At 70.5% G+C, this 24,162-nt stretch carries 26 protein-coding genes; 12 read left to right on the top strand and 14 right to left on the bottom strand.

The window, feature by feature from the left end:
* The first annotated feature begins 20 nt into the window (after positions 1-20).
* A complete protein-coding gene (locus ACWENQ_RS21770; protein WP_452415819.1) occupies positions 21-608 on the top strand; it encodes a TetR/AcrR family transcriptional regulator in 588 nt (195 codons plus the stop codon).
* A 543-nt stretch (positions 609-1,151) separates the two neighbouring features.
* Here ACWENQ_RS21770 and ACWENQ_RS21765 read toward each other — a convergent pair.
* Positions 1,152-1,706, bottom strand: a complete 555-nt coding sequence (locus ACWENQ_RS21765) for a DUF4245 domain-containing protein (protein WP_449917883.1) — start codon at positions 1,704-1,706, stop codon at positions 1,152-1,154.
* An 11-nt stretch (positions 1,707-1,717) separates the two neighbouring features.
* The gene (locus tag ACWENQ_RS21760) at positions 1,718-2,329 is read right to left on the bottom strand and encodes a TetR/AcrR family transcriptional regulator (protein ID WP_354905745.1); all 612 of its coding nucleotides are present in this window, start codon (positions 2,327-2,329) and stop codon (positions 1,718-1,720) included.
* 82 nt (positions 2,330-2,411) lie between these two features.
* Here ACWENQ_RS21760 and glpX point away from each other — a divergent pair, with 82 nt between their 5' ends.
* Positions 2,412-3,443 (top strand): class II fructose-bisphosphatase, encoded by a 1,032-nt coding sequence (gene glpX, locus ACWENQ_RS21755; protein WP_354905744.1) that lies wholly within the window; start codon positions 2,412-2,414, stop codon positions 3,441-3,443.
* Between the two features lie 167 nt (positions 3,444-3,610).
* Here glpX and ACWENQ_RS21750 read toward each other — a convergent pair whose 3' ends face one another.
* Positions 3,611-4,249, bottom strand: a complete 639-nt coding sequence (locus ACWENQ_RS21750; protein ID WP_452415818.1) for a DUF1707 SHOCT-like domain-containing protein — start codon at positions 4,247-4,249, stop codon at positions 3,611-3,613.
* Between the two features lie 75 nt (positions 4,250-4,324).
* Between ACWENQ_RS21750 and ACWENQ_RS21745 the strand changes: the two genes are divergently transcribed.
* Positions 4,325-5,230 (top strand): ABC transporter ATP-binding protein, encoded by a 906-nt coding sequence (locus ACWENQ_RS21745; RefSeq protein WP_354905741.1) that lies wholly within the window; start codon positions 4,325-4,327, stop codon positions 5,228-5,230.
* Positions 5,230-5,991: an ABC transporter permease gene (locus ACWENQ_RS21740; protein ID WP_354905740.1), complete on the top strand. Its 762-nt coding sequence runs from the start codon at positions 5,230-5,232 to the stop codon at positions 5,989-5,991. Before ACWENQ_RS21745 ends, ACWENQ_RS21740 begins: the two co-directional genes overlap by 1 nt.
* Positions 5,992-6,158: 167 nt before the next feature.
* On the opposite strand, the gene ACWENQ_RS21735 is transcribed toward ACWENQ_RS21740, so the two are convergent.
* A complete protein-coding gene (locus ACWENQ_RS21735; protein WP_452415816.1) occupies positions 6,159-6,986 on the bottom strand; it encodes an aldo/keto reductase in 828 nt (275 codons plus the stop codon).
* A gap of 126 nt (positions 6,987-7,112) precedes the next feature.
* Between ACWENQ_RS21735 and ACWENQ_RS21730 the strand changes: the two genes are divergently transcribed.
* Complete coding sequence (locus tag ACWENQ_RS21730) at positions 7,113-7,811, top strand: DUF998 domain-containing protein (RefSeq protein ID WP_452415814.1); 699 nt, start codon at positions 7,113-7,115, stop codon at positions 7,809-7,811.
* Between the two features lie 209 nt (positions 7,812-8,020).
* On the opposite strand, the gene ACWENQ_RS21725 is transcribed toward ACWENQ_RS21730, so the two are convergent.
* Positions 8,021-8,617: a TetR/AcrR family transcriptional regulator gene (locus ACWENQ_RS21725; protein ID WP_452415813.1), complete on the bottom strand. Its 597-nt coding sequence runs from the start codon at positions 8,615-8,617 to the stop codon at positions 8,021-8,023.
* A 137-nt stretch (positions 8,618-8,754) separates the two neighbouring features.
* Here ACWENQ_RS21725 and ACWENQ_RS21720 point away from each other — a divergent pair, with 137 nt between their 5' ends.
* The gene (locus tag ACWENQ_RS21720) at positions 8,755-9,918 is read left to right on the top strand and encodes an MFS transporter (protein WP_452415811.1); all 1,164 of its coding nucleotides are present in this window, start codon (positions 8,755-8,757) and stop codon (positions 9,916-9,918) included.
* A gap of 92 nt (positions 9,919-10,010) precedes the next feature.
* Here ACWENQ_RS21720 and iolD read toward each other — a convergent pair whose 3' ends face one another.
* The 7 genes from iolD to pdxR are packed head-to-tail and all read right to left on the bottom strand — an operon-like array spanning position 10,011 to position 17,585.
* Positions 10,011-11,819, bottom strand: coding sequence for a 3D-(3,5/4)-trihydroxycyclohexane-1,2-dione acylhydrolase (decyclizing) (gene iolD / locus ACWENQ_RS21715; protein ID WP_452415809.1), 1,809 nt, complete (start codon positions 11,817-11,819; stop codon positions 10,011-10,013).
* Positions 11,819-12,634, bottom strand: coding sequence for a 5-deoxy-glucuronate isomerase (gene iolB / locus ACWENQ_RS21710; protein ID WP_449917899.1), 816 nt, complete (start codon positions 12,632-12,634; stop codon positions 11,819-11,821). The genes iolD and iolB overlap by 1 nt, the downstream gene beginning before the upstream one ends.
* Positions 12,631-13,494, bottom strand: a complete 864-nt coding sequence (locus ACWENQ_RS21705; RefSeq protein WP_449917902.1) for a Cgl0159 family (beta/alpha)8-fold protein — start codon at positions 13,492-13,494, stop codon at positions 12,631-12,633. Before ACWENQ_RS21705 ends, iolB begins: the two co-directional genes overlap by 4 nt.
* Positions 13,487-14,413, bottom strand: a complete 927-nt coding sequence (gene iolC / locus ACWENQ_RS21700) for a 5-dehydro-2-deoxygluconokinase (RefSeq protein WP_452415808.1) — start codon at positions 14,411-14,413, stop codon at positions 13,487-13,489. Before iolC ends, ACWENQ_RS21705 begins: the two co-directional genes overlap by 8 nt.
* A complete protein-coding gene (locus ACWENQ_RS21695) occupies positions 14,410-15,261 on the bottom strand; it encodes a TIM barrel protein (RefSeq protein ID WP_452415807.1) in 852 nt (283 codons plus the stop codon). The genes iolC and ACWENQ_RS21695 overlap by 4 nt, the downstream gene beginning before the upstream one ends.
* Positions 15,258-16,196: a Gfo/Idh/MocA family protein gene (locus tag ACWENQ_RS21690; RefSeq protein ID WP_452415806.1), complete on the bottom strand. Its 939-nt coding sequence runs from the start codon at positions 16,194-16,196 to the stop codon at positions 15,258-15,260. The genes ACWENQ_RS21695 and ACWENQ_RS21690 overlap by 4 nt, the downstream gene beginning before the upstream one ends.
* A gap of 42 nt (positions 16,197-16,238) precedes the next feature.
* Positions 16,239-17,585: a MocR-like pyridoxine biosynthesis transcription factor PdxR gene (gene pdxR / locus ACWENQ_RS21685; RefSeq protein WP_449917909.1), complete on the bottom strand. Its 1,347-nt coding sequence runs from the start codon at positions 17,583-17,585 to the stop codon at positions 16,239-16,241.
* 67 nt (positions 17,586-17,652) lie between these two features.
* On the opposite strand from pdxR, the gene ACWENQ_RS21680 reads away from it, so the two are divergent.
* The 6 genes from ACWENQ_RS21680 (at position 17,653) to ACWENQ_RS21655 (ending at position 23,058) form a co-directional block, all read left to right on the top strand.
* Positions 17,653-18,540, top strand: a complete 888-nt coding sequence (locus tag ACWENQ_RS21680; RefSeq protein WP_449917912.1) for a DMT family transporter — start codon at positions 17,653-17,655, stop codon at positions 18,538-18,540.
* 252 nt (positions 18,541-18,792) lie between these two features.
* A complete protein-coding gene (locus ACWENQ_RS21675; protein ID WP_452415804.1) occupies positions 18,793-20,466 on the top strand; it encodes a fumarate hydratase in 1,674 nt (557 codons plus the stop codon).
* Positions 20,467-20,742: 276 nt separating this feature from the next.
* Entirely contained in the window at positions 20,743-20,940 is a 198-nt protein-coding gene (locus ACWENQ_RS21670) for a hypothetical protein (RefSeq protein WP_449917917.1), read from the top strand.
* Positions 20,927-21,448, top strand: coding sequence for a DUF6879 family protein (locus ACWENQ_RS21665; protein ID WP_449917920.1), 522 nt, complete (start codon positions 20,927-20,929; stop codon positions 21,446-21,448). The genes ACWENQ_RS21670 and ACWENQ_RS21665 overlap by 14 nt, the downstream gene beginning before the upstream one ends.
* Complete coding sequence (locus ACWENQ_RS21660; protein WP_452415930.1) at positions 21,430-22,275, top strand: helix-turn-helix domain-containing protein; 846 nt, start codon at positions 21,430-21,432, stop codon at positions 22,273-22,275. Before ACWENQ_RS21665 ends, ACWENQ_RS21660 begins: the two co-directional genes overlap by 19 nt.
* 567 nt (positions 22,276-22,842) lie before the next feature.
* Entirely contained in the window at positions 22,843-23,058 is a 216-nt protein-coding gene (locus ACWENQ_RS21655; protein WP_452415802.1) for a DUF397 domain-containing protein, read from the top strand.
* Between the two features lie 144 nt (positions 23,059-23,202).
* Here ACWENQ_RS21655 and ACWENQ_RS21650 read toward each other — a convergent pair whose 3' ends face one another.
* Both ACWENQ_RS21650 and ACWENQ_RS21645 read right to left on the bottom strand, forming a co-directional pair.
* Positions 23,203-23,562 carry a hypothetical protein gene (locus tag ACWENQ_RS21650; protein WP_449917925.1) on the bottom strand — a complete coding sequence of 120 codons (360 nt, stop codon included), beginning with the start codon at positions 23,560-23,562 and terminating at the stop codon, positions 23,203-23,205.
* Between the two features lie 261 nt (positions 23,563-23,823).
* The gene (locus tag ACWENQ_RS21645) at positions 23,824-24,012 is read right to left on the bottom strand and encodes a DUF5999 family protein (protein WP_354905977.1); all 189 of its coding nucleotides are present in this window, start codon (positions 24,010-24,012) and stop codon (positions 23,824-23,826) included.
* Positions 24,013-24,162: the final 150 nt, after the last annotated feature.

Below are 24,162 nucleotides of genomic sequence, written 5' to 3'. Positions count from 1 at the left end.
ACAAGGACTATGATGCAGCGATGACTCGTGAACTGCCGATCGCCGGGCAGCCTCCCGCCGAACGCGCGGACGCAGCACGCAACCGGCAGAAGATCATCGAGGTGGCGGCCAGGATGCTCGCGTCGCACGGCGCGGAGCACCTGTCCCTGGATGAGGTGGCCCGCGAGGCGAACGTCGGCGTGGGCACCGTCTACCGCCGCTTCGGCGACCGCGCCGGGCTGATCTACGCGCTCATCGACGCCAAGGAGCGCGAGTTCCAGTCCGCGTTCATGACGGGCCCGCCGCCGATCGGGCCGGGCGCGCCACCCGCCGAGCGGGTCCGGGCCTTCCTGCACGCGCTGATCGACAGGAAGGTGTCGCAGCGGGAGCTGTTCATGATGCTGGAGGCGGGGCCGCCCAAGGGCAGGTTCAGCGGGCCGTACAAGCTCCACCACACGCACCTGGCGACGCTGCTCGCCCAGGTGCGTCCCGAGGCGGACGCGCGCTTCCTCGCCGACGCGCTGCTCGCCCCGATCAACGCCTGCCTGATCAGCCACCAGCAGTCCGAACGCGGGATGACCGCCGAGGCGATCAAAGCCGGCATGGACGACCTGCTACGCCTGCTGTGAGCCTCGCACGGCTCACGAACTGCTACGCCTGCTGTGAGCCCCGCACGGCTCACGAGGTCGGGGATCACGTCACGGGGCTGGGGTCTTCCGGGACAGTCCAGCCGCCGTCTCCAGCCGCCGTGGTTTGTGCCGTGACGGCGGGGACCGGAGTCCTGCTGGGCGGCGCGCCTTCGGCGGGCGGGACCCCGTGACGGCGGAGGGGCCAGACCGGCGTGCCGTACGGGCCAGACCGGCGTGCCGTACGGGCCGGGGCCGGACGGCGGGCGGCGACCGGCACGACCCGCACCCGACGACATCACCGAGGCTCCCCCGAACGGCCCGCACCCGACACCAGACCGCGACCAGCGGGCAGCCGAAAAGGGGCCGCTCGAAACAGAAGCCGCTCGAACCAAGCAGCCACCTCAGAAGCCACCGCTGGAACAAGCAGCACCCTCGAGAAGCGGGTGTCCGAACACGCAGCCACCTCGAGGCGGGCGGCTCGAGAAGCGGGTGTCCGAACAAGCGGTCGCCTGGAGGCGGCCGCCCGAGCGAGACCCGGGGATGTCAGCTGGTGGGCTTGGGCTGGGGCTTCAGGGTGGCGGCGAGGGCGGAGAGGTCGGGCCAGTCGGCGGTGCCCGTCACCATCACCGTGGCGTCGGGCAGGAAGCGGACCAGCGTGCGCTGGTTCTTGTCCTCGCGGAAGCGCTTCTCCCAGTCGGCGCCCGCGATCTGGACGGTGCCGACGGGCTTGTCGGTGTTGGCGATACGGCTGGCGAACGCGGCGGCGGGCTTCTCCGCGCCCTGCACGATCATCACGTGGTGACGCTGGTCGCCGGCGTCGGGGGCGGTGGCGTAGCCGACCGACAGCACCTGCGTGCCGTCGGCGCCCTTGGCGATCCTGTTGCTGTTCGGGATCCAGTCGGCGGGATCCTTGGCGGGTGCCCACACCTGCTGCGGCACCGCCCTGTTGTAGTTGGCCACGGTGATCGCGTAGTCGAGACGGGGCACGTGCTGCCCCTGCCTGCCGGTGGGCGCGGACACCACGATGATCACGGCGAGCGCCAGGCACACCAGAAGGGCGAACGCGTAGCCGTAGAAACCTTGAGTGAACCGTCGCACGAATGGCGAGGTTACCCGCTGGTGGCGCCGCCCGCCGAAGCGACCGGTCGGATCTGGCCGATGATGGCCAGCACGTCGTCGGCGAGGCGGCGCGCGACGGCCTCGTCGTCGGACAGGACGACCTCGGAGACGGCGGCGGCGAGCGCGCCCGTGACGACCACGACCAGCGCTCCCTCGTCGTCGTCGAACAGGGCCGCGTTGCGCTTGGCCCAGGTGCGCAGCCTGTCGCGCATGACCACCTCGAACCCGGGAGGCCCGTCGCCGCGCAGGAACAGCGCGGCCAGTTCGCGCTCCTCCAGCGAGCCGGCCAGGTAGGCGTGGGCGGCGGCGAGGAACACCCGCATCGGATCGCTCTCGCCCGCCGCGCGCACCTCGCGCGCCGCCTGCTTGGTGCGCTGGGTCTGCCTGGCCTGGAACTCCTCGAACAGCGTGAGGTAGAGGTCGGCCTTGCCGGAGAAGTGGTGGTAGAGGCTGCCGACGCTGGCCTTCGCCTTGGCGACCACGTCGGTGACACCCGCCTCGGCGAAACCCTTGTCGACGAACACCTCGCGAGCCGCGTCGAGCAGGGCCGCGCGGGTGGCCGCTCCGCGTCCGGTCGCCAGGCGTTCCACATCGCTGCTCATGGCAGGCACATTATCCTCCGCTGACCGGGCATGGAGTGGCAACTACGATCGAGTCAGTTGTCCCACGAGGAGGCCCATCACCATGTCCGAGACGTCCGTTCCTCCTGCCCTTGCCACGGGCGAGCACGCACCCGACCGCAACTTGGCGCTGGAACTCGTCAGGGTCACCGAGGCGGCCGCGATGTCCGCGGCCCGATGGGTCGGCCGTGGCGACAAGAACGGCGCCGACGGAGCGGCCGTCAACGCGATGCGCCAGCTCATCAACACGGTGTCGATGAACGGCGTGGTGGTGATCGGCGAGGGCGAGAAGGACCACGCGCCGATGCTGTTCAACGGCGAGCAGGTCGGCGACGGCAGCGGCCCCGAGTGCGACGTGGCCGTCGACCCGATCGACGGCACCAGGCTGACGGCCCTCGGCATGCCCGACGCGATCTCGGTCATCGCGGTGAGCTCGCGTGGCTCGATGTACGACCCGTCGGCGGTGTTCTACATGGAGAAGCTGGTCACCGGGCCGGAGGCGGCCGACGTGGTCGACATCAACGCGCCCGTCGCCGACAACGTCAAGGCGGTGGCCAGGGCGAAGGGCTGCTCGGCCGCCGACGTCACCGTCGTCATCCTCGACCGGCCGCGCCACGAGCAGATCGTGAAGGAGATCAGGGAGACCGGGGCCCGGATCAAGTTCATCACCGACGGCGACGTGGCGGGCGCGATCATGGCCGCGCGCACCGGCACGGGCGTCGACCTCATGCTCGGCATCGGCGGTACGCCGGAGGGCGTCATCGCCGCGTGCGCCATCAAGTGCCTGGGCGGGGTCATCCAGGGCAGGCTCTGGCCGCAGGACGAGGCCGAGCGGCAGCGGGCCCTCGACGCCGGTCACGACCTCACCAGGGTGCTGACCACCAACGACCTGGTCACGTCCGACGACGTGTTCTTCGCGGCCACCGGCATCACCCAGGGCGAGCTCATGAGCGGCGTGCGGTTCCGCGGCGGGGTGGCCGTGACGAGTTCGCTGGTCATGCGCGGGCGCTCTGGAACGATCCGCAAGGTGGAGAGCGAGCACCAGCTCTGGAAGCTGCGCGCCTACAGCGCGATCAACTTCGACACCGCGGGCTGAGCCTTCCGCCCGGCGCCGGGCCTGCCCCGCGGGTCCGGCGCGGCGCGGGGTCCGGCGCGGCGGGGTCCGGCGCGGTGCGGGGTGGGGTGCGGGGTCCGGTGCCGCGCGGGTGCGGGGCCAGGCGCGGTGCGGGGCCAGGCGCGGCGCCGGGCCAGGCGCGGCGTGCCTCAGCGGCGGCGCTTGCGCTTGGGTGGCTCCTTGACCTTGACTTCCCCCAGGAAGTTGGACGTGCGCACCTCGATCACCGGGCAGTCGGGGTCGGCCTGCTCGCGCGTCAGCCGTACCGTCTTGTCCTTCGTCACCCGGATGACCTCGACGCCTTCGGGGACGTGGATCTCCAGCCCGCCGAACATCAGCGTCGCGTTGATGACCACCCGCCGGTTCTGCATGATCGCGTCGCGCAGGTCGAGCTTGGTCGTCCCGAACATCGCCGTCACGGGCAGCTCGGCGGGCACCACCCACCGCCCTTCGCGCTGCTCCTGCTTGAAGATCGCCGAGACCGGCCGCCCGTCCAGCCTGAACGGCTGCTCGGCGTCGGGCAGCAGATCAGCGGTCAGCGCGGCGAGCTCGCCCAGCGTGCGCGTGTTGTAGAGCGCGGTCAGCCGTTCCTCGAACTCGTCCATGCCGAGCCGCCCGTCGGCGACCGCCTCGTTCAGCACCTGCGCCACCCGGTCGCGATCGTCGTCGGAGGCGCGGAGCTCGTGCGGTCGCGGTCCTTCGGTCGATTTCGGCCGCCGGGCCGAGACGAACTCCTCGGCCAGCCGCTCACCGACCTCCTGCAGGCGGGGAAGCCAACGCTCGTTCACACTTCGACGATAGCCCTCCGGAACGGTGTCGCGGTCCCCGGATTTCTGTCGGTGGCGTTGCTTATCGTGGCGTTCATGCACGCGATCGTGTTGCGCGGGGTGACCAAGCGCTATCCCGAGGTCACCGCTGTCGACGGGCTCGATCTGGAGGTGCCCGAGGGCATCTGCCTGGGCCTGCTGGGTCCCAACGGGGCGGGCAAGTCCACCACGATGCGCCTGCTCACCGCGCAGTCGCTGGCCGACGAGGGCGAGATCCACGTGCTCGGCCTGCGCCTGCCGGAGGAGTCCAAGCGGGCGCGGGCGCTCATGGGTGTCGTGCCGCAGCTCGACAACCTCGACGAGGAGCTCACGGCCAGGGAGAACCTAGAGGTTTTCGCCCATCTCTACCGCGTCCCCCGCCCGCGACGCCGCGCGGCCGTCGATCGGGCGCTGGAGATCGCCCAGCTCACCGACAGGGCCGCCACCCGCACGGTCAACCTGTCCGGCGGCATGCGCAGGCGGCTGCTCATCGCGCGCGGCCTGGTCCACCAGCCCAGACTGGTCCTGCTCGACGAGCCGACCGTGGGCCTCGATCCGCAGGTGCGCCAGGAGCTGTGGTCGTTGATCGTACGGCTGCGCGACGAGGGCGTCACGACGCTGATGTCCACCCACTACATCGAGGAGGCCGAGCGCCTGGCCGACGACTGCGCGCTGATGTCGCACGGCCGCGTCGTGGCCAGGGGCTCGCCCGAGGAGCTGATCAAGGAGCACGCCGGCGCCGAGGTCGCCGAGCACCACGCCTCGCCGCCGCGCCAGGCCGAGATCGCCGCGCTGGCCGCCGCGGCGGGCGTCCCGACCAGGAGGACGGGCCCGTCCATCTCGGTGCTGAAGGCCGACCAGCTGCCCCGCTCGCTGGAGGCGGAGCTGGGCGTGCCCACCGTCAGGCGTCCCGCCAACCTGGAGGACGTCTTCGTCGTGCTGACCGGGGAGGCGGTCGAGTGATGATGGAGTTCGCCCCCGTGCGGGCCGTCTGGCGGCGCGAGCTGGCCCTCTACCGGCGCTACTGGGCCTCGACCTCGTTCGCCGCCATGACCGAGCCGACCATCTACCTCCTGGCCTTCGGCTACGGCTTCGGCTCGGTGGTCGGCGCCCTCTACGGCTACGACTACCGCTACTTCGTCGCGACCGGCGTCGTGGCGACGGCGGTGCTGTTCATCGGCGCCTTCGGCGGCATGTTCAACACCTTCATCCGCCGCACGTTCCAGCACACCTACGACGCGATGCTGGCGGCGCCGGTCGACGTCAAGGAGCTGGTGACGGCGGAGGCCTCGTGGCTGGCCGCCAAGGCGGGCGTGTACGGCTGCGCGCCCCTGCTGGTCGGCATCGCCTTCGGCCTCGAACCGAGCTGGGGCATGCTGCTCGTGCCGTTCATCGGGTTCCTGACCGGGCTGCTGTTCGCGCTGTTCGGGGTGTGGGTGTCGGCGATCGTCCCGTCGATCAACACCTTCGACTACGTCATCACCGGTGCGCTGACGCCGATGTTCATGGTGGCGGGCACGTTCTTCCCGGTGACCCAGCTGCCGGGCTGGGTGGCGACGGCGGCTCAGCTCAACCCGCTCTACCACTGTGTCGAGCTGGTGCGCGGGGCGGTGTTCGGCCGGCTCGGGGTGGACGATCTCGGGCATACGGCGGTGCTCGTGGCCTACGCCGCGCTCATGTGGTCGCTGGCGGTGTGGAAGATGCGCGCCCGCCTGATCGACTGACCCCGCCGGTCCTGGCCGGCCGCCCCGGGGGTCAGACGGGGGTGACCGTACCCGGGGTCGGACGAGGGTGACCGCCAGACGAGGGTGACCGTAACCGGGGTCGGACAAGGGTGGCCGCCAGACGAGCCCGGCCGTACCCGCGTCAGACGAGGGTGGCCGTACCCGGATCAGACGAGGGTGGAGAGCCGGTCGTACTGGGCGTCGGTCAGGGACACCCGCAGTGCGCCGACGTTCTCCTCCAGGTGGGCCGGCGACGCCGTGCCGGGGATCGGCACCATCGTCGGCGAGCGGCGCAGCAGCCACGCCAGTGCCACCTGGGCGGGCGTCGCCCCGGCCTCCGCCGCCACCGTCGCCAGCGGACTGTCGCGGCGGGCGTGGTCGCCGGTGGCGATCGGGAAGAACGGCACGAACGCGATCCCTTCCTTCTCCGCGTAGTCGACCACGTCCTCGTGCTCGCGCGTGGCCAGGTTGTACATGTTCTGGACGGCCGCGACGGGCGCGATCGCGGACGCCTCGACGAGCTGGCCGACGCTCACCTCCGACAGTCCGATGTGCCGGATCTTGCCCTCCTGCCGCAGTTCCGCCAGCGCCCCGATCTGGTCGGCCAGCGGCACCTGCGGGTCGACCCGGTGCAGGTAGAACAGGTCGATGCGGTCGCGGCGCAACCGGCGCAGGCTCAGCTCGGCCTGCTGCTTGAGGTGTTCGGGCCTGCCGAGCGGCACCCACGCCTCAGGGGAGGGCCTGGTCACCCCGGCCTTCGTGGCGATCACCAGGTCGTCGGCATACGGGTGCAGGGCCTCGGCGATCAGCTCCTCGTTGGCGCCCAGGGAGTAGGCGTCGGAGGTGTCGACGAAGTTCACACCGAGCTCGACCGCGCGCCTGAGCACGGCCAGGGCATTCGCACGGTCGGCCGGACCGTGCCAGATCGCCGCATCCGCCAGCCGCATCGCGCCGAAACCGATGCGGGTCACGTCAAGGTCGCCACCGATGTTCATGGTCTCTCCTTCAGAAGTGCTTGAACGCTCATGAATGTAGCCAGAGTTTCTTGAGAGTTCAAGGACTGGGAATCGATCTACCCTTCCGTCCGTTACACCGGCACCACCCAGGGAAAGGAGGCGGTCGTGGAGGGACCCGCGCGGGCAGGGCTTGCCGCGGTGACGGCGGGCGCCGTCGTCATCGTCGGACTGGACCTCGCCTACCTCGGCGAGATCAACCCGCTCCGGCGGACGATCAGCGAGCACGGCCTCGGCGACCAGGCCTGGGTGTTCGGGCTCGGGGTGGCACTGCTGGCCCTCGGTTCCCTGGCGATCGGGATCACGCTGCTGCGCCGGAGGCTGGCGGGAGGGCCGGGTCTCGTCGCGCTCCTCGGCTGGAGCCTCGGGCTGCTGGTGGTCGCATGGTTCCCGAAGCACGACTGGTCGGTCGGACCGAGCCTGAGCGGCAGCATCCATCGGGTCGGCAGCCTGGTCGCGTTCCTGTGCCTGCCGGTGGCGGCGATGCTGATCGCGCGGACGTGGCGGCGGCATCCGCGGGCGGCGCTGGCGGCGTTCGTGCTGGGCGGCGCCTCGCTGGTGTGGGTGGCGGGCATCGTCACGATGATCGCGATCGGTAACAGCTCGGGCCTGGCGTGGTGGCAGGTGATGCCGCTCGGGCTGGTCGAGCGCGGGCTGGCGGCCACCGAGGTGGGCGCGCTGGTCGCGCTGGGCGTGTGGGCGGCCACCAGGGCGGTGGCGAACGGCCCCGCCACCGCCGCGCCGCACGGCCCCGCGTCCCACCCCGGCGGCGACACCACCACCCGGCCGACAAGGGTCCCCCGGTAACCGGACCGGCCGCCGCGGGTACCCCTGACAATCCGAACCCGGCCGACACAGGCGCGACGCTAATCCGAACGCGGCCGACACAGGCCGCCGGCAATCTGGACCCGGCCGACACGGGTGCGCCGGCAATCCGGACCCGGCCGACACGGGTGCCGGTTACCGGGCCCGGCCGTACCGCCCGATCCGCTACGGCACGCCGGGAGAGGCCGAGGTCACCGGGCCTTCAGGCGGTCGATCACGTCCTCGACGTATCCCCGGAAGATCGTCGCCATGTCGACCTGGTCGGGGTCGATCAGCCACTGCGTCTGCAGGCCGTCCATCATCGCGATCACGCGGTCGGCGTGGGCCTCCGCGTCGAGGTCGGCGCGGAACTCGCCGCTGTCGACCGCGCGGCGCAGCGAGTCGGCCAGCGACTGCCGCAGCCGCCGGTACCGGTCGCGGGCCCAGGTGTGCCCCGGGTGGTCGGCCGTGACCGCCTCCCCGCTGATCACCGAGAACAGCTGGACCAGGCCGGGCACCCTGGAGTTGTAGTCGACCACGTCGGCCAGCGCCCGCAGCGCCGCCGCCCCGCTCGCCTCCCCGAGGTCGAACCTGCGCGTATCGACCTCGTCGCGATACTCCAGAACGGCGACGAGCAGCAGTTCCTTGCTCTTGAAGTGGTGGAGCAGTCCGGCCTGGGTGAGTTCGGCCCGCTCGGCGATCCTGGCGAGCGAGGCCCCGCGATAGCCGTACTCGGCGAACTCCTGGAGGGCGAGGGCGAGGATGCGCTCGCGCCGCGCCTCGCCTGCGGCATATCCCCGTCGACGCACCCGGACACCCTAACAGGATCACGAAACAGCCAAAAACCTACTGACTACTTGGCATTGCCGGCAGGCTCTAGCGCGGAGGGCCGACAGAGGACTAACCTGACGCAGCCTCATGTTTCCCCCCGAACAGGGAGGTATCGGTGCGTCACCGCCAGGCCAGAACGGCCACCTTCGCGGTCTTCGCCGTCCAGGGTCTCAGCTTCGCGACGCTCCTGACCCAGGTCGCCACCTTGCAGGACAAGCACGGCCTCAGCGAGGGCGACCTGACCCTCCTGCTGCTCGTGGTGCCGGTGCTGGCGGGGGTGGGCAGCGTCGCGGCGGGCGCCCTCGCCGCCCGCAGGGGAAGCAGGTGGCTGCTGCGGCTGTCCCAGCCCGCCGTCGCCGTGTCCGTGGTGGCCGCCGGGCTCGCCGCCGAGATCCCGCACCTGCTCGCCGCGCTCGCGCTGTTCGGGCTGGCGGTGGGCGCGGTCGACGCGGGCATGAACATGCAGGGCGTGGCCGTCGAGCGCCTCTACGGCCGGGCGGTACTGAACGGCTTCCACGCGGCGTGGAGCGCGTCGAGCCTGGCCGGGGCGCTGTGGGTGGCGCTGGCCAACGGGCTCGGTCTCACCCTGCCCGTGATGATGGCCATCCCGATGGCGGTCGCCGTCCTGGGCTCCCTCCTCGCCGCGCCCCGCCTGTGCACGATCGCGGAGGAGAAGGCCCCGGCGCAGGCCAAGGGCGGCGCGCCGGGCGGGGTCCGGTGGGGGCCGATCCTGCCACTGTGCCTCGCGATGGGCTTCCTCTACGTCGGGGACGCCGCCGTCTCCAACTTCCACGGCGTGTTCATGGAGAACATCCTGGCCGCGAGCGCGAGCGTGGCGCCCCTGGCATACGGGGCCTACCAGGGGGCCACCCTCCTCGTCCGGCTCGGCGGCGACCTCACCGTGCGACGGTACGGCCCGGCGGCCATCGTGCGCATCGGCGGTGCGATCGCGACGATCGGGTTCGCCGGAGTGGTGTTCGCCCCCTCCCAGCCGCTGGCGATCGTGGCGTTCGGGCTGACGGGGATGGGGCTGGCGGTGGTGGCGCCGCAGTCGTTCTCCGCGGCCGGGCGGCTGGACCCGGCAGGCACCGGGGTGGCGATCGCGCGGGTCAACCTGTTCAACTACGTCGGGTTCATCGTGGGAGCGGCGCTGGTGGGCGGGATCGCCGACTCCTCGGACATGCGGGTGGCGTTCGGGGCGCCGCTGGTGCTGGCGGGGGCGATCGTGGTGCTGGCCCGGGGCTTCGAGCCGCGCGTCACCGCCCAGCCGGTGGCCTGACGGGATGTGGACAGCGTGTGCCGGCCAGACCATGAGGGCGGTGTCGGCCTTTCGACCTGGACCCGGTCGGGGCGGGGAGGGGAAGGGCTCGGCTACAGGTAGGGGTGCTGGGTGCGTTTGGCTTCCCGGTACCGGTCGTAGATCTCGCCCGGCTCCTCGGCGACCGGCACGTCCCACCACGCCCCCGACGGCGGCGCCGACGCGCCCGGCAGCGTCTCCACGTACACCACCGTCGTCCTGGCCGCCTCCCGCGCCTTGGCCAGCGCCGACCGCAGCGACTCCCGGTCGTCGGCCCTGAGCACGTCGGCGCCCAGGCTGGCCGCGTTGGCCGCCAGGTCGACCGGCAGGTAGGCCCCGTCGAGCTGCCCGGAGGGGCCGCGCATGCGGTAGGCGGTGCCCAGCCGCCGCGCCCCGACGGACTCCGACAGGTTGCCGATGGAGGCGAAGCCGTGGTTGTCCACCAGGACGATGACCAGCTTCACCTCCTCCTGGATCGCGGTGGCGATCTCCTGCGCCATCATCAGGTACGACCCGTCGCCGACCAGCACGAACACCTCGCGCGCCGGCGCGGCGAGCTTCACGCCGAGCCCGCCGGCGATCTCGTATCCCATGCAGGAGTAGCCGTACTCGACGTGGTACCCCTTCGGGTCGCGGGGCCGCCACAGCCGGTGGAGGTCGCCGGGCATCGAGCCGGCCGCGTTCACCACCACGTCGGTCGGCTGCATCGCCGACCACAGGTCTTCCAGCACCGCCTCCTGTGTGAGGGAGTCGCCGGCGCGGACGGAGGACCACCAGGACGCGGCCAGGGCGCCCGCCTGCGCGGTCCACTCGGGAGCGGCGCGCCAGCCGTCGGCCGCCAGCGCTTCGAGGGCCGAGCGGGCGTCGGCGACGAGCATGGTCGCGGCGTTCTTGGCCGCGTCGAAGGCCGTCACGTTGATGTTGAGGAAGCGTGCCCCGCCGAACAGCGTGCGGGAGGCCGTGGTGAAGTCGCTGTACCTGGTGCCGATGCCGATGACGAGGTCGGCGGTGCGGGCCAGCTCGTTGGCGGCGGCCGTACCCGTGTGTCCGATGGCGCCGACGGCCAGGGGCGAGTCCCACGCCATCGCGCCCTTGCCTGCCTGTGTCTCGGCGACGGGAACGCCGTGCTCGGCGGCGAAGGCGCGCAGCGCTTCGGTGGCGCCGCTGTAGATCACGCCGCCGCCGGCCACGATGAGCGGCCGCGAGGAGGAGCGCAGCAGCTCGGCCGCGCGGGCCAGCGCCGCGGGTTCGGGGGCGGGGCGGGCCACGTGCCAGACGCGCCGCTCGAAGAGCGCGGCGGGCCAGTCGTAGGCCTCCGCCTGCACGTCCTGGGGGAGCGCGAGGGTGACGGCGCCGGTCTCGGCCGGGTCGGTGAGCACCCGCATGGCCTGCATGAGCGCGGAGGGAAGCTGCTCCGGCCGGTTGATCCTGTCGAAGTAGCGTGAGACGGGCTTGAAGGCGTCGTTGACGCTGACGTCGAGGGAGCGCGGGTCCTCCAGCTCCTGCAGCACCGGGTTGGCCGCCCTGGTGGCGAAGATGTCGCCGGGCAGCAGCAGCACGGGAAGACGGTTGACGGTGGCCAGCGCGGCGCCTGTCACCATGTTCGTCGCGCCGGGACCGATGGAGGAGGTGCAGGCGAAGGTGGACAGCCGGTCACGCATCCGGGCGAACCCGGCGGCCGTGTGGACCATCGCCTGCTCGTTGCGGGCCAGGTAGTACGGCAGCGGCACGTCCTGCGTCGCCAGGGCCTGGCCGATCCCGGCCACGTTGCCGTGCCCGAAGATCCCGAAGCAGCCCTCGACGAGCCGGTGCTCGACGCCGTCGCGCTCGGAGTACTGCTGGGCCAGGAAGCGCACCAGCGCCTGCGCCACGGTGAGTCTCATCAGTTCCTCCCGAACGGGAGCCGGGGGTCGGCCGGCTGCTGTTCCCACGTGCCGCGGATCCAGGCGTGGCGGGGGTCGTCGCAGAAGGCCATCGAGCGTTCCTCGGCCGGGCCCGCCAGCACGTTGAGGTAGTACAGGTCGTAGCCGGGGGCGGCCATCGAGGGGCCGTGGTAGCCGCGCGGCACCAGGACGACGTCGCCCGACGACACCTCGGCGAGCACCTCGTGACCGCCGTAGACGCGCTGGTAGCCGGGCCCGCCCTCGAAGTAGTAGATCTCCTCCAGCACCGCCTCGCGCTCGGAGGCGGTGTCGTGCTTGTGCGGCGGGTAGGACGACCAGTTGCCCTCGGGTGTGAGCACCTCGACGGAGACGAGCTTGTCGCATTCGAAGGCGTCGGGCGCGCAGAAGTTGTTGACCTGCCGGGAGGCGTGTCCCGCGCCGCGGATCTCGACGGGGACCTTCTCGGCGGGGCCGTACCGGACGGGGAAGCGCCGGGTGGCGACCGCGGACGGCAGCGCGAACCGGCCCTCGCCGACGATCCTGACCTCGGCGTTGATGGGCAGGTAGGCGAAGTCGGTGACGGAGGCGAAGACCGAGCGGCGCCCCTGGAGCGCCACCCGCACGCCGTCGGCCTCCACCATGCACGAACCGGACAGCGGCAGTACCAGCATCTCCTCCGAATCCGTCGTGAAGGAGACGGTCTCCCCCGACAGGTTCAGCGTGCGCAGCCCGGAGTAGGTCCACCCGGCGGTGTCCGGGGTGATCTCCAGTGCCCACGGCGAGCGAGCGGTGCTGCCTGCCGGGATGAACGTCATGAGTCCTCCAGCATCGCGACGGCGTTGTCGACGGCGGCGGCCACGTCGTCGTCGGGCGGGTAGAGCAGCGCGCGGCCGACCACGAGCCCCCGCACGCCGGGCAGCTTCAGCGCCTTGCGCCAGGCGGCGTAGGCCAGGTCGGGCGTGTCGCCGGGGTCGCCGCCGAGCAGCAGCGTCGGCAGCGTGGTCGCCTGCATGACGCGCTCCATGTCCTCGACGACGGGGATCTTCAGCCAGGTGCGGGCCGAGGTGGTGCCGAGCGCCTGGCCGACGTTGATCGCCCTGATGACGCCCTCGGGGGTCAGGTCGTGCCCCGAGCGCCGCGACCAGAACGGCTCGACCATGGCGACCAGCCCCTCCCCGGCCAACTCGCTCACCGCCTGCGAGCAGGCCGCCAGTGTGGCCGCGGTGTCCTGCTCGTCGACGGCGATCCTGCACAGCATCTTGCCGCCGTCGAGCCGCATGCGCACGATCGCGGCCGTGTCGTAGGCCGTGAATCTGTCGTCGAACTCGAACACCGCGCCCTGGATGCCGCCGCGGTTCATCGAACCGATGACCACCTTGTCGTCGAGTTCGCCGAGCAGCAGCAGGTCCTCGACGATGTCGGGGGTGGCGAGCAGGCCGTCCACGCCGGGTCTGGCCAGCGCGGTGCGCAGCCGGTCGAGCAGTTCGATCCGGCTGCCCATGGCCAGCGGCCTGCCGCCGACGCCGAGCGCTCCGCGCGCGGGATGGTCGGCCGCGATGATCATGAGCTGGTCGCGCTCGCCTAGCAGCGGCCTGCGCCTGCGGACGGCCGCCGCCTGCGCCACCCGCTCGGGATGGCGGGCCCTGATCTCCCTGATCCGCCGGTAGTCACCCATGCGCGAGCACCTCCTCGACGGTGGGCATGGCGGGGGCGCAGGCCAGCCGTCCCGCCACGATCGCGCCCGCCGTGTTGGCGAAGCGCAGCGTGCGTTCCAGCGGCCAGCCCGCCAGCAGGCCGTGGCAGAGGGCGCCGCCGAACGCGTCGCCCGCGCCGAGGCCGTTGACGACCTCGACCTCGACGGGCGGGACCTCGACGCGCTCGGCGGCGGTCATGCCGATCACGCCCTCGCTCCCCCGTTTGATCACCGCCAGTTCGACGCCGGCCTCCAGCAGGATCCGGCCCGCCTTGTCGGGGTCGCGGGTGCCGGTGGCCACCTCGACCTCGTCCACGTTGCCCACGGCCACGGTGACGTGGGCGAGGGCCCGGCGGACCTGAGGCATGGCGTCCTGGGCCGAGGCCCAGAACATCGGCCGGTAGTCCAGGTCGAGCACGGTGTGGACGGCGCGCCCGCGCGCCCGCCACGCGGCGAAGTGGGCGGCGCGGGAGGGCTCCTCCGACAGCCCCGTGACCGTCGACCAGAACAACCTGGCCGTCCGCACCGCGTCGAGCGGCAGCTCCTCCGGGCGTATCACCAGGTCGGGAGCCTTGGGGTAGCGGTAGAAGTACAGCGGGAAGTCCTCGGGCGGCCGGATCTCGCAGAACGTCACGGGCGTCGGCAGCCCTTCCACCTCCGTCACGAACGAGTCGTCCACGCCGTAGGAGCGCAGCGCGTCGTGGATGAAGGCGCCGAACGGGTCGGCACCCGTCCTGGTGATCACCGCGGCCCGCTCGCCGAGCCTGGCGGCGGCCACGGCGACGTTGGTCGGCGATCCGCCGAGGTACTTGCCGAACGTCTCGACCTCGCGCAACGACACCCCGACCTGAAGGGGGTAGACGTCGACCCCGACCCGTCCCATCGTCAGGACGTCGATCATGCGAGGCCGCCCAGGTAGGCGATGCTCTGCCGGACCCCGTCGCGCGGGTCGTCGCGGTCGCCCGTGAGCACCACGTCCTGCTCCATGACGTACCAGCCGGCGTAGCCGCTCGTCTCCAGCGCCGCCACGATGCCCGCGATGTCGACGTCCCCCTGGCCGAGCGGGCGGTAGATCCCGATCCGCACCGCCTGCGTGTAGGTGAGGGTGCCGTTGCTGACCTGCTCGGCGAGGCCGGCGTCGACGTCCTTCAGATGCACGTGCGCGATCCGCCCCGGGTCGCGACGGACCAGTTCGAGCGGATCGGTGCCGCCGATCAGCAGGTGCCCGGTGTCCAGGCACAGCGGTACGGCGGAGCCGTCCACCACCCTGTCGACCTCCTCGCGCGTCTCGACCATGGTGCCCACGTGCGGGTGCAGGGTGACCGGGCGGTCGAACGCGCGCGCCTCGGCGGTGATGCGGTCCAGGTTCTCCAGCAGCGTCTTCCATCCGGCGGCGTCGAGGTCGGGGCGCTGGTCGTAGCCGCTGCCCCCGCTGTCGGCGGCCAGCACCATGACGTCGACGCCGCCCTCGGCGAAGTCGCGCATCCTGGCCCGCAGGCCCGGAACCGGATCGTGCTCCGGGTCGTGCAGGACGACCGGCAGGAACCCGCCGGCGGCGTGCAGGCTGTACTCCTCCAGCAGCGCCTTGCGGTGCGTGGGCGAGGGCGGCAGGAAGCCGTCGGGGCCGAGCTCGGTGGCGGTCAGGCCGAGCTCGCGCATCTCGGTGAGCACCCGCTCGCGGTCCAGCTGGTGCCCCCAGCCGGGTACCTCGCACACACCCCATGAGATCGGCGCTCCGGCGATCCTCATCTCCTGACCTCCTCGACGGCGACGACGCGGCCTTCCCTGCGCGACTTCTCGGCGGCCTCCGCGATGTACAGCGCCGCGAGCGCGTCCTCGATGGAGCACGGGCTCGTGTCGCTGGTGAGGAAGCCGTCGATCTCCGCCACGTAGGCCGCGCGGAAGCGGGTGACGAAGTCGGGCCATGGCTCGCCGGGCGGCTGCAGGCCCTCCGCGCTGGTCAGCGGGGCACGCGGGTCCAGGCCGACGACCTGCGTGCGGCGGGTGCCGGCCAGCTCCATCCGCACGTCGTAGCCCGCTCCGTTGTAACGGGAGCCCTGGAGGGTGACCAGGGTGCCGTCGTCCAGCGTGAGCAGGGCCGCGCTGGTGTCCACGTCGCCCGCCTCCCTGAAGAATTCGGCACCCCTGTTGGCGCCGGTGGCGTACACGGTGGCCACCTCCCGGCCCGTCACCCAGCGCAGGATGTCGAAGTCGTGGATGTGGCAGTCCCTGTAGATGCCCCCTGACATGGGGATGTACTCGGCGGGCGGGGGCGCGGGATCGGCGGTCAGCAGGTGGACCCTGTGCAGGTCGCCGAGTTCTCCCTCGCGCAGCGCGGTGGCGGCCGCGACGTAGCCGGGGTCGAACCGGCGCTGGAAGCCGATCTGGACCCTGTTGCCCTCCGCGGCCGCCAACACCTTCAGCGTCTCCTCGACCGTGGGAGCGACCGGCTTCTCGCAGAAGACCGGGATCCCGAGGCGGCAGGCCTTGATCAGCAGATCGGCGTGAGTACTGGTGGGCGTGGCGATGACCAGCGCGTCCGCCTCGAACGGGTCGCCCTCCCTGCCGTAGGGAGAGCTGCGCACCGGATCCCACACGATCAGGTCGTCCACCAGCGGGTGCGCGGTCAGGGTCGCGGCGTGGAATGCCCCGATTCTTCCTAAACCGAGCAGACCGACACGCATGACGCCTCCCAGGAGTCGGGTATCGGATCCCTTTCTAACCTTCTATCCCTTTCTTTGTCCAGACATTCTTACCTTTACTCGTCGTACCACGTCAGCGGCGTGATGAACGGGCAGGCGGGCGAAGCCGATGACGATCGCGGGCGACCCTCCGGCGAAGCGCATCGGCCCGACGGGCTCGGCGGACAGCCCCTCCGCCTCGGCCGCGGCCACCACCTCCCGCTCGTCCCAGTGCTCGGGCAGGCCGACGAAGACGTGCAACCCCGCCTCGATGCCGCCGACGCTCACCTCGGGCAGGTGCTCGGCCAGCGCCCTGGCCAGGGCGTCACGCCGCTTCCTGTACTCCCTGCGCATCCGGCGCAGGTTGCGGTCGTAGCCGCCCGACCGCAGGAAGTGGGCCAGGGCGTACTGCTCGACGACGGGAGAGCCGAGGTCGAACTCGGCCCTGGCCCGCCGTACGGCGTCGGCCAGGTCCAGGGGGGCCGCGATCCAGCCCAGCCGCAGCCCCGGAGCCAGCGACTTGCTGACGCTGCCCGACAGGATCACCCGGTCGGGCGCGAGGCCCTGCAGGCAGCCCACGGGGTCGCGGTCGAACCTGAACTCGGCGTCGTAGTCGTCCTCCAGCACCATGCCGCCCCACTCCATCAGCGCGGCCCTGCGCGCGGGCGAGAGCACGACGCCCGTCGGGTACTGGTGCGCGGGCGTCACCAGGACGGCCGCCACCCCGTCCAGGGCGGTGACGTCGAGGCCCTCGGCGTCGACCGGGATCGGCACCAGCTCGGAGCCCGACCTCCTGAGCAGCGGCACCTGGCGGTGGCTCGTCGGGTCCTCGACGCCGAGCCTGGGGCCGTTCAGCACGTGCAGGATCAGGCTCAGCCCCTGGGCCACCCCACCGACGATCACCAGGTTGTCGGCGGTGACGTCGGCGGCGCGCACCCGCTTGAGGTAGGAGGCCAGCTCCTCGCGCAGCTCGATGACGCCGCCGGGATCGCAGTAGTCGAAGGCGTCGCCGGGCACCGTGGTCAGCACGTGCTTGACCGCGGCCAGCCAGCGTTCGCGGGGGAAGGCGCTCAGGTCGGGCGAGGTCGGCCGGTGCCCGTAGTAGGGGGCGCGCTCCCGCGCGGCGACCGGTTCCGGATCCCTGCGGGCGGTCGCGGCGACCACGGTGCCCGCGCCGACCCTGGCCAGCAGGAAGCCCTCGGCGACGAGCTGCTCGTAGGCCTCGACCACGACGCCTCTCGACAGGCCCAGATCCGCGGCCAGCTCCCTGCTGGCGGGCAGCCGGGTGCCGGGTTCGAGCCGGCCCTGCCGGATGGACTCGCGCAGGTGCCCCGCGATCTGCGCGGAGATCGCCCCCAGATCCCGATTTATCGGTATATGAAGGTCGGCCAATTGGTCCCCGCTTTCACCGCATCATTGGACTGTCTGGGCGAACCATTCGATTCCTAGCATGCCGTACATGAGAAACGGCGTCATCGGAGCAGCCTCCGCCATGTTCCTCGTCGGCACGCTCGCCGCGGTCTCCGGAGTGATCCAGGACTACCCGGTGTACGGCGGGCAGGCCGTCCGCTACCTGGCCGCGGCGGTCATCCTGCTGGCCGTCACGCGCATGGCGGGCCACCGCTTCGTCAAGCTCACCGCGCGGGAGACGCTGCTGCTCATCGGCCTGTCGGTGTTCGGCCTGGTCATCTTCAACGTGTGCGTCATCGAGGCCACCAGGCATGCGGGTCCTGCCCTTCCCGGCACGGTGCTGGGCACCGTGCCGCTCGTCCTGGCACTGGCCGGCGGGCGGCCGGCGCCGCGGCTGCTGGTGGGCGCGGGGGTCGTGGTGGCGGGCGCCACGCTGGCCGCGGGTCTCGGCAGCGGCGACCTGCCAGGGCTGCTGTGGTCCCTGGGCGCGCTCGTGGGGGAGGTCAGCTTCTCCATGCTGGCCATCCCCCTCCTGCCGAAGCTCGGCGCGATGCGCGTCTCGGCCTACTCGACGGCGCTGGCCGTCCCCTTGCTGGCCGTGATCGGGCTGGTCGTGGAGGGCCCCGCCATGCTGCGGACGCCCACCCTCGCCGAGGGGCTCGGCTTCGCCTACCTCGCGGTGGTCGTGACGACGATCGCCTTCTTCCTGTGGTACTCCTCGCTCCCCAAGCTGGGCCCCGGCAGGGCAGGACTGTTCGCCGGGCTCATCCCGGTCGGCGCGATCGTCACGGGGCTCGCACTCGGCGTCGCGGTGCCGACCGCGCCCGACCTGCTGGGGGCGACGCTGGTCATCGCCGGGATCATGGTGGGGCTCAGTGGTGGCGCCAGGTACGCCGATGCGGGTGGTGTTCCCCTGCCGGCCACTGGCCGCTCTTGATGCCCGTCAGCACGATGGCGACGACGGCGAGGCCGAGGGCTCCGGCCATGAGGAGCGCAAATCCGAGCACGAAGAAAATGGGCACATCCATGACGTCCTCCTCCCTCAAGCGTTCGGCGGAGCGGCCCCACAAGACACCTCTTTGACCCCATAAATCGGAAAAATCCGTTATGGGATGCCTCTGGTGACCGGTGGTTCTTCCTCGCACGCGCCAAGCCGTACCCTCTAGGAGGACCGAAAGGATCGAGGGACATGCCCGAGTTCGACTACACCGACCTGCTTCCGCTTGGCGCCGACGACACCGAGTATCGGCTGATCACCAGCGAGGGGGTGCGGAAGGTCGAGGCTGCGGGACGCAGCTTCCTGGAGGTCGACCCGGAGGCGTTGCGGCTGCTCACCGAGACCGCCGTCCACGACATCTCGCACTTCCTGCGCGCCGGCCACCTGGCCCAGCTGCGGAAGATCATCGACGACCCCGAGTCGAGCGGCAACGACCGGTTCGTCGCGCTCGACCTGCTCAAGAACGCCTCCATCTCCGCCGGCGGCGTGCTGCCCATGTGCCAGGACACCGGCACGGCGATCGTGATGGGCAAGCGCGGCCGCCACGTGCTGACCGACGGCCGCGACGCCGAGGCGATCGCGCGCGGCGTCTACGACGCCTACACCAAGCTCAACCTGCGCTACTCCCAGATGGCTCCGCTCACCATGTGGGAGGAGAAGAACACCGGCACCAACCTGCCGGCCCAGATCGAGCTGTACGCCGAGGACCCCCACGGCCACGCCGACGAGTACAAGCTGCTGTTCATGGCCAAGGGCGGCGGCTCGGCCAACAAGTCGTTCCTCTACCAGGAGACCAAGGCCGTCCTCAACGAGAAGCGCATGCTGGCCTTCCTCGAGGAGAAGATCCGCTCGCTCGGCACCGCGGCGTGCCCGCCGTACCACCTGGCCGTGGTCATCGGCGGCACCAGCGCCGAGTACGCGCTGAAGACCGCCAAGTACGCCAGCGCCCGCTACCTCGACTCGATCCCGACCGAGGGCGCGGCCTCCGGCCACGGCTTCCGCGACCTGGAGATGGAGCAGAAGGTCTTCGAGCTGACGCAGAAGCTCGGCATCGGCGCGCAGTTCGGCGGCAAGTACTTCTGCCACGACGTCCGCGTCATCCGCCTGCCACGGCACGGCGCCTCGTGCCCGGTGGCCATCGCCGTCTCCTGCTCGGCCGACCGGCAGGCCCTCGCCAAGATCACGCCCGAGGGCGTCTTCCTGGAGAAGCTGGAGACCGATCCGGCCCGCTTCCTGCCCGAGACGACCGACGAGCACCTGTCCGACGACGTGGTGAAGATCGACCTCAACCGGCCCATGCCGGAGATCCTCGCCGAGCTGACCAGGTACCCGGTCAAGACGCGCCTGTCGCTCACCGGGCCGCTGGTGGTGGCGCGTGACATCGCGCACGCCAAGATCGCCGAACTGCTCGACGCCGGCGGCGAGATGCCCGCCTACCTGAAGGACCACGCCGTCTACTACGCCGGTCCGGCCAAGACCCCCACGGGCTACGCCTCGGGCTCCTTCGGCCCCACGACCGCCGGCCGCATGGACTCCTACGTCGAGCGTTTCCAGGCCGCGGGCGGGTCCAAGGTCATGCTGGCCAAGGGCAACAGGTCCAAGCAGGTCACCGAGGCGTGCCAGAAGTACGGCGGCTTCTACCTCGGCTCCATCGGCGGCCCCGCCGCCCGCCTGGCGCAGGACTGCATCAAGAAGGTCGAGGTCCTGGAGTACCCGGAGCTGGGGATGGAGGCGGTCTGGAAGATCCAGGTCGAGGACTTCCCCGCCTTCATCGTCGTCGACGACAAGGGTGACGACTTCTTTGACCAGCGGCAACTTGACGGCGGAGCCACCTTCATGGGCATCCCCACCCGAAACCGCAGCTAGATGGGCGCTGTCGTTGGATGCTCCTCACTCCAACGGACGAGGGCCTGCGAGTTCAGAGGACTCGTCGTCGTCAGCCGGTCAAGGCGTCTGGACTAACCTCCCACGCCTTGGGGCGCGGCTGAGAGCCGTCCAAGCCTCCGCCCGCGCATCGGGGCGGGGGCTGCCGTCTATCCCCAGTCCCACAGCCGAACGGGGTTTCCTGTTCTCTCAACTCCCGACGCTTGACCCTGCCCGGTGATCCCCGAAGCATGGGATCACAGACACAGAGGAGCGGGCATGAGGCTCACCAAGGTCGGCGGTACCGAGGGCTGTGACGACGGCACCTGCCCTACCGTCTTCCGGAGTGACCGGGGAACGTACGTGATCCAAGGTGCCAGAGTGCTGGACGATCACGGATTAGCGATTCCTGATCACGAAACGATTGTCGAGATCCCCGAAGAACTCCTTCGGAAGGTTGCCCGTGATCTCACCTGAGGAGTTCGGCCAACTCTTCGAGAGCTTCGACCGTGAAGCCTTTCGGCTGGAGACGCTGAACCACTACGACTCAGCGGGAACCCGCATCGGCCTCCCTGCCTTCCTCGCCGGCGAGGAGGAGCCCGAGCAGTTCAGGAACTCTCCGTGGGTAACGACGGTGAGCAACGCCGTACAGGCGGGCAAGCGCATGTACCGGGTGCATGTGGTGACCACTCCGCTTACGGATTACCTCCGGTTCGAGTTCGCGTGGGGCTACCACCGCAACGCCAAGGCGGGGGAAGAGTTCTTCGTCCTGGATCTGGCCGAGCACGACGTGTCCGGACTTCCCGATCACGACTTTTGGATGTTCGACGAACGGACGGTCGTCCGCATGTACTACGACGGCCAGGGAGCATTCACCGGGGCCGAGATCCTGCCCGAAGCGCAGGCTTCGAAGTACATCCAGCACCGGGACCTGGCCCTCAAGCACGCCGAGCCGTTCGCTTCCTTCTGGGAGCGTCACGGCTGAACAAGGAAGACCTTTCGACAGCCCTCCGGGAACTGCGCGAAGCCAGCGGCCTACCCGCCAAGGCAGTTGCCCGGAGTGCCGTCATGTCTCCGTCCAAGCTGAGCAAGATCGAGAACGGGCATCTTGCCCCGTCCCTCACGGACGTAGAACGCATCCTCACGGCCCTTGAGGTCTCCGAAGAGGTCAAGGCCGGAGTCATCCAAGCTGCCCGCAGAGCAGCAACAGAGGTGACGGCATGGCGGCTGTACCGGCGTATGGGGCCGCACAAGAAGCAGATGCAGATCCAAGCCGTAGAAGCTCAGACGGCATTCCTAAGGCTCTTTCAGTGCTCTGCCATCCCCGGGCTACTCCAGACGCCGGAGTACGTACGGGCCGTCGTCGGACGACGGAACCTCACGCCCGAGGAGACGACGCGCACCGTGGGAGCGCGATTGGAGCGCCAGACCGTTCTGTACGACTCGGGAAGGTCGTTTCACTTCCTGATCACCGAGTCAGTTCTACGGTGGCGCATCCTTCCCCCGGCGATGATGGCCGGGCAGCTGGACAAGCTCGTATCCATCTCGCGCCTGGCCAACGTACGGATAGGCGTCGTGCCGCTGTCGGTCCCCCAGACCGACCTACCGGGTACGTCGTTCTGCATCTTCGACGAGCGGCTGGCGACTGTGGAGACGCCACACGCGGAGATCGTCACGACCGATCCCCGCGACGTCGGAACGTACGTCACCAAGTTCGAGGGCTTCACTCGGGTAGCCGTCCATGACAACGAGATGACGACTCTCGTTGAGCATGTCCGGGGCGAGTTGTTGACAGGACAGGAAAGCCCCTAGGCCGCGCTGTCAGGGCTTTCCTACCGTCGGGGCATGCCCTCCGGACAGACAGCGCTGAGTCACTGCGATCGCCAGGCTCGGTCTGCCAGCTCTGGCATCCCTGCGGAGCCAGAGACGCGCGATCAGACGTGCCGCCGTCGTGGACCTGTGAAGAGTACCGGGAACACATGCTCCGGCTGCGGATCGTCACCCAAATGAACAGGGACGACATCGTGTGCGCCGCCGATGCTCCGGCGCTGCGTCGGCGAGTTGCCGACGTCGAAAGGGTCACACCCCTCCAACTGGCTACCCGCCGGCCCCGCAGGCGGGCGCCCCTCAGGGCGGTGAGCTAGCTCGATGACGCCTGACGAACTCAAGACGAAGTACGGCTCCCGACGGCATGGCCTACTGCCTGTCCTCCTCGCGCGGAACCTGGATGGCCTGACACCCCGGCTGGACGAGCAAGCGGCGCGCGCAAGGCACCGGCCGCCCCCATAGACGCGCGGCCGGCGTCTGGCAGACGAATCCAGCCGCCAGCCGTGCCACCACCTCGGGCCGCCCGGTCCGAGTGCGAAGGAAGGCAGGTAGATGGATCTGTATGGGAAGGATCTCGGTTCGCTGAAGTTCCGCCGCCTGTGCGGCGGCAACAACAACGAGGACGGCGAAGGCGAATCCTGCGTGGAGATCGCCCCGATTCCTGGCGCGAGTGATGTGTTCGCCCTGCGCGACAGCAAGCGCCCGGATGCCGGGACGCTCCGGTTCACCAGGTCCGAGCTGGAGGCGTTCCAGAAGGCGACCATCTAGAACGCCACCAGAGACGGCCCCTGCCCGCCTGAATCAGGCAGGGGCCGTCCCCCTTCGACACTACGGGGAACGATGCACTGGCACGCTTACACGTGGCTCGGCAACGGGGCCGACCTGGCTCGTGAGGCTGAACGCCGACCCACCTCACCGGACTTCGTTACTTCTGTCCTGCCGCCGATGCGGACGGGTGAATGGCTGGCCAAACCCGCTGCGCGGATCGCCGAGACGTTCGATGACGCGGTCAAAGCCGTCGAATGGATGTCCCAGACGTACGCTCGGCACCGCGACGCGGGAGACAAGATCCCTTTGGAGTGCCGTGAGGCTCTGGCTGCCGACCTGTTGCCGCGCGGGGTGGATGTCCAATGGGGCTCCTGGCTGTCCGGAGGCCGCTTCATCACGGTCGGCATGGTCTGCTGCCCGAACAGGCACGTGAACCACCCCTGCCCCCGGTGACAGCCGGTAGCCGCCGGCTTCCATGATGGGCCGGTGCTCGGCCTCGAACACCCCTGCCACCTACAGGGGCACGGTGACGGCGTCCACTTGACGGTCGTAGTCGCGAGAGTGCCCTCGCCTGGTCAGCCAGCTCGGTGATGAATCCCAAGCCGGTGGCCGGACACCCTTCGACGGCGTACGGCATGCCGGGCGGTGCCCTCAGGACGGTGGGTGGTGCGCCAGGTGTGAGCGGCGTCGGGGGTGCGCCCTCTCGGACGGGTGACGGCTCACCGCGGTGTGGCCGGTCTCGGACGACCGCACCTGCGGGATGAGTCAGGCGGCGACCAGGCCGCGGTGGGGTGCGATGACGGTGCCGTCGGGGAGCAGCAGGCCGGTGTCCTCGAACAGGACCACACCGTTGCACAGCAGGCTCCATCCCTGGTCGGGGTGGGCTGCGATCACGTGCGAGGCTTCACGGTCGGCTGCGTCGGCGGCCGGGCAAGCGGGTGAGTGACTGCACATCATGTACCTCTCAGATGACTCTCCTGATCCTTCATGTGGTGGGCCTCGTTGCCCTGGTAGGTCCCCGGCGCGCTGGAGATCGTCTCTTTTCTCCCCCAACGCCTCCGGGGTCCCGCCTAGTTCCGGTGAACCCGTCTACTTTCATCATGA

It is taken from the genome of Nonomuraea sp. NPDC004354, from assembly GCF_053602555.1.
Note: the sequence above shows the minus strand (reverse complement) of the source record. Positions and strands in the feature narration are given on the sequence as shown.